Origin of the sequence: Lacticaseibacillus songhuajiangensis (genome assembly GCF_003946025.1) — a bacterium.
GTDB lineage: Bacteria > Bacillota > Bacilli > Lactobacillales > Lactobacillaceae > Lacticaseibacillus > Lacticaseibacillus songhuajiangensis.
Window position 1 is genome coordinate 1 of the sequence record NZ_RHNR01000057.1, and the last position, 13047, is coordinate 13047.

A 13047-nucleotide genomic window follows, 5' to 3' on the forward strand; every position below is an offset into this window, starting at 1 on the left:
ATGGCAGTGTATGTTTCGCACATGAACCTCGTGCGAAATGTACACCGCCATTTTCGTTAGGAGCGGGATTTTGCCGGTGGGTTTGCGGCAAAATCGCCAGTGGAAGACAGCGCAGCTGGCTGGAACGGTCCCACGCACACCCTTCCCGGGAGCGTAGCAAATCCGGCCCAGTTCCGACCTTCGGTCTAACCACTATTTTCATCCTTGCGGATGAAAGTTTCATGACTTACGCTGACGGACATCAGAAGTAGTCGTGCCGCCAGAGAATGTAGGCAGAAATGGCGCAGAGGATAGTCGTTGCGGCAATGATGCCCCAGAACGCCCAATAATCATGCGCAAACGGCACCGGCACATTCATCCCCCACAATCCGCCAATCACAGTTGGAATCGTGAGGATAATGGTGATGCTGGTCAGCACCTTCATGATAATGTTGAGGTTGTTCGACACAATCGAACTCACCGCTGTGTTGTACTGTTCCAAAATGCGCTCAGTTACGTCAGTCATGGTGCGCGCCTGGTGAGCTTCAACCGTCACCGCTTCAAGGACATCAACATAGCTGTCAGCAGTGAAGTAACGCTCACCATCTCGCAAATCCTGTAGAATGGGCATCGTGTTGTCCAGCACCGACTCAAAGTAAATGAGCGACTTTTGCAGGCTCATGATTTCGTATAGTTGCTGATTGCGTGAGGCCTTGCCCAGTTCCTTCTGCATCGCGTCCACGTGCTCGTTGACATCGTCCATGACGTGCACGTAACTACTGAGCACGCACCACAACACATGCAGGGCAAATTCCTCTGGTTTCCCAGATAGCCATTCGCCGCGGCGCAACTGGGCTGCCAGTTCTGCTGGCAGTTCCCGGCGGTTCAAGGTGATCACCACATTGTCGAGCAAGAACATGCTCAGCGGGTAAGTTCGGTATTCGCGCGTGCCCAGGTCATTTTCAGCGGCACGGGGAAAACGGAGCACAATGAGTCCGGGCAGGTTGTCACTCGGGTCTAAGCCCTCCGTGCGCGGATCTTCGTGTTCATCCAGCACCCGCCGCATTTTGCGCAGCTCCAGACCATACCGTTTACTGACGGTGTTCAGTTCTGACTCAGTCGGGGCGCTGAGCTCCACCCACTGGGCTGCCACCGCATCCCCGCAGCTCTGCGCGCGGTTGCCGGCAACATGGTAATAATTCAACATTGACTCCGCCTCCCTACGCCAAATTATACGCCTATCCACCGCATCGATAATAGCCGCCCCTATCCCATTGCGCGGTCGCGCGTGCTACACTGGAACCGGAGGTGATCGCATATGGCACAACTAATTCCGCAACGAATTTACAGTCATGATAGCATCAGCGGCTACCGTATTCTGACCGACCGGCTTTGGCCGCGCGGCATCAGCAAGGAGAAGGCTGCCCTCGACCTGTGGGCCAAGGACATCGCACCAAGCAATGAGTTGCGCAAGTGGTTCGGACATGAACCCGCAAAATTCCCCGAATTTAAACAACGCTACCTCGCCGAACTCGAGGCCAACCCGAAAGCGCCAGACTTCGTTGCCACTGTCCGTGAGCAACTGCACGCAGGCAATGATGTCCTGCTGCTTTTTGGCGCTAAAGATGAACAAGATAATCAGGCCATTGTCCTTAAAGAATGGCTCGCTAATCAGCTCTAGGAGGTCTTCCTATCGATAAAGTAAACGCACGCAGTCAGCAAATCGCCGCGCTACGCACCTATCCGCAAACGCAGCGCGAAGGTGAAACCACCCTGCTCGTGACTAAGCTCACGCAACTGCCCGAATGGCAGGCTGCCCGCACCATCGCCACAACGGTCAGCGGCCCCTTTGAGGTGGCAACCACCGGCGTAATTACCGCCGCGGAAGCAGCCGGCAAACAAGTCCTCCTGCCGCGGGTAATGCCCAAACGCCAGATGGCCTTCATGCCCAATCCTGGCTCAGACAAGCTCATCCGCAGCAAGTTCGGACTGCTCGAGCCGGCCTTTAATGCCGACCTGCAAAATAATGCCCCCGACTTGGTCGTTGTGCCGGGCCTAGCCTTTGCCCAGGATACCCACAAACGACTCGGCTTCGGTGGCGGTTATTACGACCGTTTCCTCAGTACTTTTGCCGGCACCACGGTGGCGCTAGCATTGCCCGTGCAAGACGTTCCGACGGCTTTTTGGCCAATCGAGGACTTCGACATCAGTCTGCAGCACATTCTGACGATTAACTAAAAATTGCGCTTGCGGATTCGCAGGCGCACTACATAGAAGAAGGAACTTAATTTGACAGCATTTATCTCCAGCCTCCTAGGCGTGTCCGAGATTCTTATTCTCATCGCCCTCGGCTACTTCCTGGCCGCGCGGCATTGGCTCGGTCCCGACAGCGGCAAAATCATTGCGCGCATCGTAACCCAAGTCGCCCTGCCCGCCTACATGGTCGTGACCGTCAGCAGTAAGTTTACTGCCAAGCAATTGCTGACGCTCCTGCCACAGTTGCGCTACCCGCTCCTGTCCATGGCCATTCTCGGCGTGCTCTCAGTCGTTGTGATGCGGCTGCTCAGAGTCGAAAAGCGCCACGAGGGCCTGTTCTGCTCGATGTTTCTCAATTCAAACACGGTGTTCATCGGTCTGCCAGTGAACCTGGCACTCTTTGGGGCCAAGAGTCTCCCCTACGTGCTGGTGTACTACATGGCCAACACCACCATCTTCTGGACCATTGGGGTCTACCTCATTCAACACGACGGCGCACACGCCGCACACTTCGACCTCAAGCAAACGCTCGGCAAAATTTTCTCCCCGCCACTGCTTGGCTTCATCGTCGGCATCATCCTGGTGCTCGCTAAAATTAAACTACCGGATTTTCTGATGAGTGACCTCAATTATGTCGGCAACCTGACCATCCCCGGCTCCATGTTCTTTATCGGGATAACCATATACCAGGCCGGCATTCGCAAGGCCTTCCAGTTTGATAAAGACCTGCTCGGCGTTCTCGGCGGGCGCTTCATCGCCGCCCCAATTGTCATGAGCCTGCTACTGATGCACGCGCCGATTTCGCCACTGATGAAGTCTATCTTCATCATTCAGTCCTGCATGCCCGTCATGACTAACGCACCAGTCGTCGCTAAGCTTTACGACGCCGATACCGAATTCGCGGCCATCGGCGTGGCCAGCTCCACGGTGCTCGCCATGGTGGTCATTCCCGTCGTCATGACCTTTCTCGCCTGAGCACCGCATAAAAAACCCACTCGCACGCCGTAATGGCAATGCGAGCGGGTTTTAATTTACGATGATTGTGCCGCGCACAACTTAATGCCGACGCCGGCGCATTTCGCCTTCTGGATAATCGGGTTCGTCAACAACAAAGCGCGTTCGCAATGCCGCAATCAGGGAGAGGAACGCAATAATCGCGGAACCCACGCCGAGGAACAACCACTGCAGATCCAGTCCAATCATGTACAGGTGCACGAACGCCAGCAAGACAGTTCCGAAGAGCCAATCTGTAAAGAAGCGCACGCCCTTTGAGCGCGCCCGACCGTCAAGAACGGTCAGAACCACTAAGCCGAGTGTCAGGATGATACCGAAACCCACAGCACTCATGTAGTCAATGACGGAACTAGGCTTGCACAAAAAAATTGCAATGCCGATAAAGCAAGCCGCCACGATAACACTGAGAATGGTCATAGCCTTATTCCCAGCTTTTGCAGGTTGATGTCGCATCCTGCCACCTCCGTTTCTTGGATAAGTTTACCAGAAATGGCGTCCCACTGCATTACAAGGACTGCGTGATTCCGGTCTAAGTGCTAAAATTTTAGTAAAAGAAAGAGGGAATCTTCATGCATGCAAACAATGCGGTTGGTTTTTACAAACCACTTGCCACATCAAATCCAGACAGTTTCAAAGATATTGTACTAGATATGCCCACAGTCGGACCTGCTGACATCACGGTTGCGGTCAGCGCCGTCAGCATCAATCCCGTCGACAGCAAATTCCGCATGAGTAGCCCGATTAGCACCACCCCGCGTGTGCTCGGCTACGATGCCTGCGGGACAATTGTCGCCATCGGGAGTGACGTGCGTGGCTTTGCCATTGGTGACCGGGTTGCCTACGCGGGTGACAGTCAACGCGCCGGCAGTGAGCAGCGTTATCAGGCGGTCGACTACCGTCTCGTCGCCAAGGCCCCTGCAACGGCGAGTGACGCCGAAGCCGCAGCACTGCCCCTCGTCAGCATTACCGCCTGGGAGTTGCTCTTTGACAAGATGGGCTTTACCCCCGGCCGGCACGCGAACCACGGACAAAAGCTGCTCATTATCAATGGTGCCGGCGGCGTGGGCTCCGTCCTGGCACAGCTCGCCCGCTGGACAGGGCTGACGGTTTTTGCCACTGCCAGTCCCAAGCATCACGAATGGCTACGTGCTCATGGTGTTGCGCACCCACTGGATTACCACGATGACATCGCGGGGCAGCTGCACAAACTGCATGCTGATGCGCTCGATGGCATTGCCATTCTGTACGCACCCGAACCTTACATGGCACTGGCTAACCAGCTTATCGCGCCATTCGGGCATGTCGGGACTGTCGTGTTGCCAACAGCACCACTGGATGTTGCTGAGCTCAAAAACAAAGCCGCCAGCCTTGATTTTGAATACATGTTCCTCCGCAGCCTCCGCGGACTCCAGATTGAGCACCAGGGCAACATCCTGAAGCGGATGTTTGCCCTGTATGATCAAGGCAAAATCAGTAGCGTCCTGTCGGAGACCCTCGCGCCCATCAATGCGCAAAACGTGCGCGCGGCTACTCAGCTGGTCGAAAACGGGCATAGTAGCGGCAAAGTCGTCGTTGCCGGTGGTTTTCCAGAATAGTTTCAGCTGCTGTCAAAAAGGGCTGGTCATCACGCTGCATGCAGCACGATGACCAGCCCTTTAATTGTATTTACGTTACTTCCGGTAACCAAGCGCCAAACGCAATGTTTCCTTCGCGTCGTCTTCTTGCAAGCGGCTGGGATTGTAAATAATCCAGCCGGTACCCATGTAATAGTTAAACGTCTGCAGTGCAACGGGGACGTCCAAGCTGCGCAGTTGCAATTCGTCTTGCACCTCCAAGACAAACTTGTCCGCAAACTCCCGCTGCATCATATCGGGAATATCCCGCTCGGTGATGTAGCCCTGATCCATAATGGCATTGGCACCACTGATTTTCTGGTTGCGACTAACGGTAACGGCTTTGACCATTGGTATTACCCCCGCGATTTTGAGATTCGGATGTGCTCAGGTAAAAGCTTAGTAGCGGATTTCCAGCAGTTTGCGCGGCCGAATCATGCAGCGCGCACCGTGGTTATCGCTATCCTTAAAGTCCTGCTTCTGGAGCAACTTGCGCAGGTGGTCGTCTTCACTGACGGCAACCACCCGGTCGATCTGCTTGAAGTAGTCCAGAAACTGGTTGAGCAGCTCCTGATCCACATTATCCTCGCTGTACTCTGGAAGTACAATCAATTCATCGATAAAGAGCACCGTGTGCATATCAGAGACGCCGCGAATCATACCGACCAGGTGGCCGTCATCACGTGCGGTCATCATGGTTGAGTTGGCAAGGCCCGCCGCCAGCTCCGCCATGTCGCCGCGATACTGGGCCATGTCCTTCTTGGAATAGAGTGCCGTGATTTCATGAATGTTCAGACCATTTTCAAAACTGTAGCTAATCATTATTGTTTATTTCCCCTAGTTATTAATCTAGGAGTCATTCTACAACAGTCGTTTCATTTTCGATACAGCAATCAGCTATTTCTTAAGCTATTATTGGCACTTTCTTAGCGTTGCACCGGCAATTCCTCAATTTTGCTTGCTAAACCGATCCATTCGCAAACGAGCACCAGAATTCGGGGCCGAATTACGTCACACCTGCGCAAATTAGCAAATAGCGGAACGATTGTAACGCAGGATTTACACAAGCTTTACCTTCACTTACACAACTGTCGCCTTAAGGTCACAATTTCTTCACATATGCGATTTACTATATAAGCATCGAAGTAAGCCAACCCCTTATTTCGATACCCAACCCAACTTTTTTTCATTTTACTCCTCCAAAGTAAAATCGCAGGTGGACCACCCTTCCACCTGCCAACCCTTACTCCTTGGGCCACTGGTCAACCCCCAGTGGTCCTTTTTTTGTGCCGATTTGGCCAAATTACCGCGGTTAAGTCGCTTCTTGACCACAAAGCGGAACGATGTGGTATTATAGTAAGCGTGAACATCCAAAGCGCGCCGCTTGCGGCGTGTTTTTTATTTTTTACCAACGGGGGCAGCTGACATGACTAAAAACTTGCGGACACCATTCACCGCAGCGCTGATTCTGGACATCCTGATTACACTCGCCGGCGCGTTTATTCAAAACAATAGCTTGCTGTTTGCTGGGGCGGCGCTGCTTGCCGCAACTCTTATTCTGGGCGGTGCCGCGCTCGGCCTCTTCCAACACACCGAACTCATCACGAGTGCGGATAAGCCCGTTCCGTTCAAGGAAATGGGTCGCTACATGACCATTGCCGCCATCGTCATTGCGGTGATTATGGTGCTCGCTGGGCTTCTCATCATGCTCTGGATTAGCCGCGCACTTTAAACTGAATCATTGCTCATCCCCCTGGTGGCCGCAGCCGTCAGGGGGATTTTTTGCAAAAGGTGCAGGTAAAGTTTAACCTGTTTGCTCCATCTAGAACTCCGGCGACGACATCCAAGTTGTGGCATTTTTGCGTACAAAAATAGCGGCCGTTAAGCCGCTATTTACATATTAAAATGACTCATCTGGACCCAAACGGACTTGAACCGTCGACCTCCTACATGCGAAGCAGGCGCTCTCCCAACTGAGCTATGGGCCCATGCACGACGATATTCTAACACGCTTTCATCGTCCGTGCAAAATTCCGCCTAGTCTTTTGCATCCTGCGGCTTGCGTGCCAGTAAGTTGCTGAAGGCGAACGCGGCGGTGCTCATAAGAATCACCACCGTGGCGGCAATGAACAACCAGTGGTAGGAAAAACTGTCAATAAGCAGCGCCCCAATCAGCGGTCCAATTGCACGCCCGGCAGAGGCGCAGCTCTGCACCATTCCCTGATAGCGGCCCTTTTGACTCTCCGGTGCAAACTGATCAACGAAGGTGGACACCGCCGGCAGGGCGATGATTTCCCCTAGCGTTAAGACTGCCATTGCAATAATGAAGAAGTAGTACTGCTTGGCCACCAGCAGAATTAGGAAGCTGGACGCCAGCAGGGCAAAGCCAAAGTACAGCCGACCGCGCAGGTGCTTAGTTAGCCACTCGTCAAAGGCGGTGAGCAGCGGCTGGAAGGTCACAATCAGAATGGCATTGACGGTCCAGAGGAAGCTATAATCGCGAATTTTGAGTCCCCGCGACAGCATGAAGGCGGAGATGTTGCTCTGCCACTGTTCGTAGAAGACCCACACCAGAACCAGCGTCAAGAGCACGGTGATGACCGGTAGCTTCAGGTGGATCCGCTCTTTGGCTTGCGCAGCGCGTGCCTTGTGCGGGCGGTTCTTACCGCGGTATTCGAACCACGCGATAATCAGGAACAGGAGATACATGAAGAATGCCGTGGCAAACACGTAACTAATGCCCAGTGGCAGCAGGAACCCCACACCCAAGGTTCCGAAAACGAGCCCGAGGTTACTGATGAAGTACATCACGTTGAAAATAAAGCTCGCCCGCCGTGTCGTGATGCGCGTTGCAAAGCCGTTAATGGCCGTGACGACCATCCCGCTACCAAAACCGGAGATGACCAGCAGAATCGGAAATGCCGGCCAGCCGTGCAAGAAGACTAGCAGTCCCGTTGCGCCGGTAGTTAAGGCAATCCCTAGCAAAATGGTGACATCCTCGCGCCAAGTATCAAATAACTTGCCGCCAACAGCGCTGCCAATCACCATGAATAGCGAGTTGAAGAACAGCACGACCCCTGCCGTCGTGAGGCTCTCCCCCAGGTATTCGTGCATGTAGATGGTGGTGAGTGGCCAGATGAAACTGGCCCCCGTGTTGGTAATGAGGTAGCCCAGGAACAGCCACCTCAGCTTGAGCTGTGGTACATTTGCGCGCATCATCATTCCTCCCTGTGATTGTTAATTGGTGGTTCACAACACTATGTAGTTTGCTCGAATCAAAACGTCTACTCGTTTGCACCTCTTCTTAGTATACGCAAAAATGCCGATTTCGCCGCAATCCTGAGACGGCCGTGAGCAGTTCATGGGCAAGGTGCTCATTTTCGCTTGTGCACTTCAGTTTCAATGCGCAATCACAATCCAAATGCCAGCAGCAATCGTCCGCAAATCAGTTTGTGCTGGATAAATCACGCATTGCATTAAAAAAGACGCCTAAAAAATTGCAAACGTAACCAATTAAAGTACATAGAACGCGGCGGTTGCGGTAGAATTAAGCGTATAGAGCAAAAATGGATACGAGGTATAAATATGTCAGTAGAAAAAAGCCTAGCCTACCAACAGAAATTCTTTAATGATTTTGCCACGGCCTGGCAAGACCACTCCAATTACCGCCTCTACAAGGGCATCGATGATACCGCGGCCACTCTGCGCCTCGATATTCACGAAGTCCCCGGCTACATTCTCGCCTACGATAAGTCGGCGCAAGAAGAGCTGCACGACTATCTGCGCGGCAACTTTATTCAGTGGTTGCGTCAGTACGTGCCGTTCTTTGAGGTCAGCGATGATGGCCGCGTCTTCTTCGGGGACTGGTACCACCGCCGTGAATTCGGGAACCTGGATGTTTTTGGTCGTGAAATCATTCACCAAAACGAACAAGAGCAAAACATCATGCCCCAGCTGCAGAATTTTGCCAAGGACCCGGATCATTACCTGGATGACCAGATTGAACGTCTCCGGCGGAGTACTTACCAAGAAGCAACCGACCTGCACAGTCAGATTGAGGCACTCGAAGCCCAAGACGACAGCGAACCGACCACAACGGCCACGCGCGAAGCTAACGGTGGCGGCGGTTTCCGCGGTCTGTTGAAGAACTTCATCGATCCCGATGACGCGCCGGCTAACACCGACGACCGGCCAACGCAGCCACGCCGCCGCAACTTGCGCGGTGGTGACATCAACCACCTGCGCACCCAGCTCGCAGCCGCTAAGGAAGCCGCCGACAGCAAGTTCGACGGTGAAAAGCGCCAGTTGCAGGTTGCCGCAGCGGTAACGCGCTACGAATACCAGGCCGTAATGAACCAGTACAGCTCCATTGACCAGTTCATCAACATTTTGGCCAACCTGCGCGTTGACTACATGAAGGCCCTCAAGAAGGCAGAGGAGGAGAACAAGCTTGCTTAATTTCAAGGATAAAGAAGTTATCGACATCATCACGAGCGAACTTGAGCCCGCCGAGGCCCGTCGCCGTGTCACCATTAAGAGCGAAGAAGACGCCAAGAAGAGCAGCAATGACCCCGTGTGGGCGCAAAATGAATTCGCCTGCGCCAACCAGTTGCTCGCCTACACCGAACTGCTCTCTGACAAGTTCACCCAAGCACTGAGCGATGTTAAGGGACTGGCAGGCACCGATTTTGCTAAGCGCCTCTGGCTCCAGGCTGTGGCGCCAAACGCCACGCACACCACCATCGTGTTCTTCCTGGCGACACCAGAGAACAACCGTGAGTTGTTCACCCTGGTTGATCCACTGCGCACCGATGGCCGCTTGGTTTCCTCCAACCTGCCAACACTTGAGCAGATTACGGCTAAGGATACGGACCTTGACTTCACTGATGACGAAATCACCGCACTTATTGTCCTGATTAAGGAAATGTACGCCGCGGGTTATGGTTTCCGCAGTGTTGACGAAACCGTCCTGCAGCCGGTTGATGGGCTGACCTTCAACACCAAGTTCGACACCAGTAAGCCGATTACCGCCAGCAAGACTGTTGCCGAGGCTGGCAACATCGTCTTGCACGCCCACGTTCCTGGCCCCGTTGCGGGTTACCAAGTCATCGACGACGAAGGTCACGACTGGATGGACCTGGGGAGCGACAAGCTCGACCACGGCGACTTCATTTGGGAAAGCACCAGTATTCCGGACGAATTGATTGGTCACGAGCTCACCTTGCAGGTCGCTGCCCGCTCTGTTGACAACGTACCGGCCATGGACGAACTTTTCGTGATTGCGTCTAGCAACGCCATCTTGATGCGCGAAACTGGCAATGCCGGCGAATATGCGCTCAGCTTGCCAAACCATCAGGACCTGACCGTGCGCGTGGATGCTTCCGCCAACACCGTTACCCTGGCCTACCCGAACAGCACCACCCAGATTATCGAACTGGACAACAAGTACCCGTTCCTGGGTGAATGGCTCAAGGCAGTATTACCCAAGAAGCCAGCATTTAACTAAAGGCTGTGCCAAAAGGCGGTTAGCTCCCGATATATAAAACGTGATCAGTGGAAATCCCGTACTTAGGATTTCTGCTAATCGCGTTTTAGGTGTTAGGGCGTCCGTCGGTGTCCATTGTGCTAGCAATGCTGAAGCATTGCGTACAAGTGGCTGCGTTTTGGCGCGCGACCACAAAATTGCAACCAAAATGACCAGCGAACTTCTCCTCATGAGAAGTCCACTGGTCGTTTTTTTGTGTCAGCTAAGCTTGCTGCAGTAATTCCTTCAGCCGCAGCAGCCCCTCCTCCAATTCACCCAATGAGCGCACGCTGGACAGTGACACCCGGATGAACTTTTGCTTGCTGGCGGGGCCGACCAAGAAGCGATCGGAGTGGTAAAAACGCACGCCGGCGCGCAATCCGCGCTGTTCAAACTCACGTCCCGATTCTGTCTGTGACGCCAAAGGTAACCAGCGGAACAACTGCCGCGCATCCGCAACGGGTGCCATCCCCGGCAAAATGCGGTCAAACAACGCGTTGCTTTGCTCAGCCAGCCGAATTTTGGACTGAATGATGTGCTGCGCGGTACCGGAAATGACCGCTTGCGCCACAAATTCACTGTCGATGGCCGAGGTCTTCATGTTCACGTTCATCAGTGCCCCCATCAGTTGCGCCCGGAACGGTTCGGCAAACAGGAGGTAAGCAATCCGCAGACCCACTGCCAGTGGCTTGGTCATACTGCAAATGTAGACGCTCCGGTCGGGAACCAGCGCACTAATTTTGGGTAGCACCGGCGTTAACCCGAGCTTGAGAAAACCTTGGTAGTCGTCCTCAATTAGGATCAACTGCTCGCGTTCAATAATGGCGGCCAGCTCCGCACGCCGCTTTCCGCTGATGCGCACCCCCGTTGGGTTGTTGCCCTCTGGCATCAGGTAGATACCCGCCAGTTCCTGGCTGCGGCAAGCGGCCGCTAATTCATCGGCACGCATGCCCTCCCGATCGCCGCTAATTGGCACCAGCTTCACCCGTGCCATTTTGGCAATTTCAATGAAATTCGCGTAGGTGAAGAAGTCCACCGCGATGCGCGCACCCGGTTGAAACATGCCCAGCAGCGTCACCGTCACCGCGTTTTGCCCGCCGGACACAATCGCCAGGTTGCGTAGCGTAATGTTGTTAAAGCCAAACTGGCGCAAGTAAAACGCGCCGGCTTGCTTGTGCGTCGCCATTCCGGTCGGGTCGTCATAGTTCAGCAGCTCCACCAGGTTCTTTTGCGCCGCCACATCGCGGATGACCGGGAGCATCATCTTGTTACAAGAATCAAAGGCCGACACCAGGCCAAGATCAATGATGCCGGTGCTCGAGGTCTTGGCGATGATGTTGGACTTGGTCGCGTTTTGCGCCACAAAAGTCCCCTTCCCGACCACACCGTAAGTGAGCCCCTGCTCCTCACTAAGTTTGTACGCCTTGGAGACCGTTGATAAGTTAAGCTCCAAAAAATCAGCGAGCTCGCGTTGCGGCGGCAATTTGGTTCCTGGCAGCAGTACGCCGGTCGCAATGTCGCGCCGCAATTGTTTGGTCAGCGCCACATAAACTGGTCGGGGTAATTGCCGGCGGTCTGGACGCCAGGTGAGCGGATAACTATCAAAAGAATTAATCGACATGCGCAATCTCCCAAAATTGTTTGCCACACAATATGATTCTTGATTGCATGGTTTATTTCTTTACAATAGAGTTTAGCATATCAACTCATTCACGGCGCACCTAGCTGCGGATGAATTGCCAACACTTAAAAATGACTGGAGATTAAAACTCATGGCAAACGAATTTCCCCAAGCAATGGTAATTGGTGGTTCAGACAGCGACGGCTCTGCAGGTATCGAAGCCGACCTGCACAGCTTCTTCATGCGCGGCGTCTACGGCACGGTAGCACTCACGGCCGCGGTTGCCGGTAACTCCTACGGGATTCACGACAGCGTGACCCTGCCCTTGCCCTTCATCGCGAAAGAATTCGAAGTGCTAGCAGACGACCTGGACATCAAGGCGACCAAGACCGGCATGCTCGCGGACGCCGACCTCATCAACACCGTGGCCGACAACCTCGAAAAATACGACTTCGGCCAACTCGTGCTCGATCCTGTTATCGTGACCAAGCACGGTGCACTTCTGCTCGAATCCGAGGCCTTCAACACCCTCAAACAGCGCCTCATTCCACTGGCAACGGTGATGACCCCGAACTACTACGAAGCTGAGCACCTTGTCGGCCGCAAGCTGCCGGGCAAGGATGATGTGATTGCGGCTGCTAAGGAACTGCAGAATCTGGGTGCCAAGAACATCATGATCAAGGGCAAGCGTAGCGAAGACGAAGACACCGTCGATGACTACGTACTGCTGGAATCTGGCAAGAGCTTCTGGCTGCCGGCACCATTCTTTGCAACAGACCGGCGCAACGGCACCGGCGACACGGTGAGTGCCGTCATTACCGCTGAACTGGCCAAGGGCAGCGATGTCGAATCCGCCATCCGCATCGCCCGCGCCTTCGTCAGCGAAGCCATCATGCACCCCATCGCGGTGGGTCACAAGTTTGGCCCTATCAACCACTGGGCCAACGAGCCTCAGCGTCCTTAACGCTGTCCGTCAGCGTAAGCGCTGAAAATACCATCCGCAAGGATGGCTTCTATGAAAATCGACCGAAGGTCGGGCC

The 13047-nt window shown here is 54.0% G+C and carries 14 protein-coding genes and 1 tRNA gene; 8 read left to right on the top strand and 7 right to left on the bottom strand.

Going from position 1 to position 13047, the window contains the following annotated elements; all coding sequences use genetic code 11:
- Positions 1-241 precede the first annotated feature (241 nt).
- Positions 242-1186, bottom strand: a complete 945-nt coding sequence (locus tag EKM97_RS10765) for a magnesium transporter CorA family protein (protein ID WP_125572414.1) — start codon at positions 1184-1186, stop codon at positions 242-244.
- Positions 1187-1297: 111 nt separating this feature from the next.
- Between EKM97_RS10765 and EKM97_RS10770 the strand changes: the two genes are divergently transcribed.
- From EKM97_RS10770 to EKM97_RS10780, 3 genes are read left to right on the top strand one after another with little or no spacing between them, the layout of a single operon-like run.
- Positions 1298-1660 (top strand): DUF488 domain-containing protein, encoded by a 363-nt coding sequence (locus EKM97_RS10770; protein WP_125572415.1) that lies wholly within the window; start codon positions 1298-1300, stop codon positions 1658-1660.
- Positions 1661-1671: 11 nt separating this feature from the next.
- A complete protein-coding gene (locus tag EKM97_RS10775; RefSeq protein ID WP_125572416.1) occupies positions 1672-2217 on the top strand; it encodes a 5-formyltetrahydrofolate cyclo-ligase in 546 nt (181 codons plus the stop codon).
- Between the two features lie 51 nt (positions 2218-2268).
- Positions 2269-3210 (top strand): AEC family transporter, encoded by a 942-nt coding sequence (locus tag EKM97_RS10780; protein ID WP_125572417.1) that lies wholly within the window; start codon positions 2269-2271, stop codon positions 3208-3210.
- Between the two features lie 81 nt (positions 3211-3291).
- On the opposite strand, the gene EKM97_RS10785 is transcribed toward EKM97_RS10780, so the two are convergent.
- Positions 3292-3702 carry a hypothetical protein gene (locus EKM97_RS10785; protein WP_125572418.1) on the bottom strand — a complete coding sequence of 137 codons (411 nt, stop codon included), beginning with the start codon at positions 3700-3702 and terminating at the stop codon, positions 3292-3294.
- Between the two features lie 116 nt (positions 3703-3818).
- On the opposite strand from EKM97_RS10785, the gene EKM97_RS10790 reads away from it, so the two are divergent.
- Positions 3819-4844 (top strand): zinc-binding alcohol dehydrogenase family protein, encoded by a 1026-nt coding sequence (locus tag EKM97_RS10790; RefSeq protein WP_125572419.1) that lies wholly within the window; start codon positions 3819-3821, stop codon positions 4842-4844.
- Between the two features lie 75 nt (positions 4845-4919).
- Here the strand turns inward: EKM97_RS10790 and EKM97_RS10795 are convergent, their stop codons facing one another.
- Entirely contained in the window at positions 4920-5213 is a 294-nt protein-coding gene (locus tag EKM97_RS10795) for a hypothetical protein (RefSeq protein WP_125572420.1), read from the bottom strand.
- 48 nt (positions 5214-5261) lie between these two features.
- Positions 5262-5684, bottom strand: coding sequence for a GNAT family N-acetyltransferase (locus EKM97_RS10800; RefSeq protein ID WP_125572421.1), 423 nt, complete (start codon positions 5682-5684; stop codon positions 5262-5264).
- 604 nt (positions 5685-6288) lie between these two features.
- Here EKM97_RS10800 and EKM97_RS10805 point away from each other — a divergent pair.
- Entirely contained in the window at positions 6289-6594 is a 306-nt protein-coding gene (locus EKM97_RS10805) for a hypothetical protein (protein WP_125572422.1), read from the top strand.
- A gap of 183 nt (positions 6595-6777) precedes the next feature.
- Here EKM97_RS10805 and EKM97_RS10810 read toward each other — a convergent pair.
- Together EKM97_RS10810 and EKM97_RS10815 are read right to left on the bottom strand one after the other, a co-directional pair.
- Positions 6778-6850, bottom strand: a tRNA-Ala gene (locus tag EKM97_RS10810).
- 49 nt (positions 6851-6899) lie between these two features.
- Positions 6900-8084, bottom strand: a complete 1185-nt coding sequence (locus EKM97_RS10815; protein WP_164507534.1) for an MDR family MFS transporter — start codon at positions 8082-8084, stop codon at positions 6900-6902.
- Between the two features lie 363 nt (positions 8085-8447).
- On the opposite strand from EKM97_RS10815, the gene EKM97_RS10820 reads away from it, so the two are divergent.
- Both EKM97_RS10820 and EKM97_RS10825 read left to right on the top strand, forming a co-directional pair.
- A complete protein-coding gene (locus tag EKM97_RS10820; protein ID WP_125572424.1) occupies positions 8448-9320 on the top strand; it encodes an SbcC family exonuclease in 873 nt (290 codons plus the stop codon).
- Complete coding sequence (locus EKM97_RS10825; RefSeq protein ID WP_125572425.1) at positions 9313-10368, top strand: hypothetical protein; 1056 nt, start codon at positions 9313-9315, stop codon at positions 10366-10368. Before EKM97_RS10820 ends, EKM97_RS10825 begins: the two co-directional genes overlap by 8 nt.
- Before the next feature lie 241 nt (positions 10369-10609).
- Here EKM97_RS10825 and EKM97_RS10830 read toward each other — a convergent pair whose 3' ends face one another.
- The gene (locus EKM97_RS10830) at positions 10610-12007 is read right to left on the bottom strand and encodes an aminotransferase-like domain-containing protein (RefSeq protein WP_125572426.1); all 1398 of its coding nucleotides are present in this window, start codon (positions 12005-12007) and stop codon (positions 10610-10612) included.
- Between the two features lie 151 nt (positions 12008-12158).
- Here EKM97_RS10830 and thiD point away from each other — a divergent pair, with 151 nt between their 5' ends.
- Complete coding sequence (gene thiD / locus EKM97_RS10835) at positions 12159-12971, top strand: bifunctional hydroxymethylpyrimidine kinase/phosphomethylpyrimidine kinase (protein ID WP_125572427.1); 813 nt, start codon at positions 12159-12161, stop codon at positions 12969-12971.
- Positions 12972-13047: the final 76 nt, after the last annotated feature.

Coding starts and splice junctions, on each gene's coding strand:
- EKM97_RS10765 (WP_125572414.1), bottom strand. CDS start 1,186: ATGTTGAATTATTACCATGTTGCCGGCAACCGCGCGCAGAGCTGCGGG.
- EKM97_RS10770 (WP_125572415.1), top strand. CDS start 1,298: ATGGCACAACTAATTCCGCAACGAATTTACAGTCATGATAGCATCAGC.
- EKM97_RS10785 (WP_125572418.1), bottom strand. CDS start 3,702: ATGCGACATCAACCTGCAAAAGCTGGGAATAAGGCTATGACCATTCTC.
- EKM97_RS10790 (WP_125572419.1), top strand. CDS start 3,819: ATGCATGCAAACAATGCGGTTGGTTTTTACAAACCACTTGCCACATCA.
- EKM97_RS10795 (WP_125572420.1), bottom strand. CDS start 5,213: ATGGTCAAAGCCGTTACCGTTAGTCGCAACCAGAAAATCAGTGGTGCC.
- EKM97_RS10800 (WP_125572421.1), bottom strand. CDS start 5,684: ATGATTAGCTACAGTTTTGAAAATGGTCTGAACATTCATGAAATCACG.
- EKM97_RS10805 (WP_125572422.1), top strand. CDS start 6,289: ATGACTAAAAACTTGCGGACACCATTCACCGCAGCGCTGATTCTGGAC.
- EKM97_RS10815 (WP_164507534.1), bottom strand. CDS start 8,084: ATGATGATGCGCGCAAATGTACCACAGCTCAAGCTGAGGTGGCTGTTC.
- EKM97_RS10820 (WP_125572424.1), top strand. CDS start 8,448: ATGTCAGTAGAAAAAAGCCTAGCCTACCAACAGAAATTCTTTAATGAT.
- EKM97_RS10830 (WP_125572426.1), bottom strand. CDS start 12,007: ATGTCGATTAATTCTTTTGATAGTTATCCGCTCACCTGGCGTCCAGAC.
- thiD (WP_125572427.1), top strand. CDS start 12,159: ATGGCAAACGAATTTCCCCAAGCAATGGTAATTGGTGGTTCAGACAGC.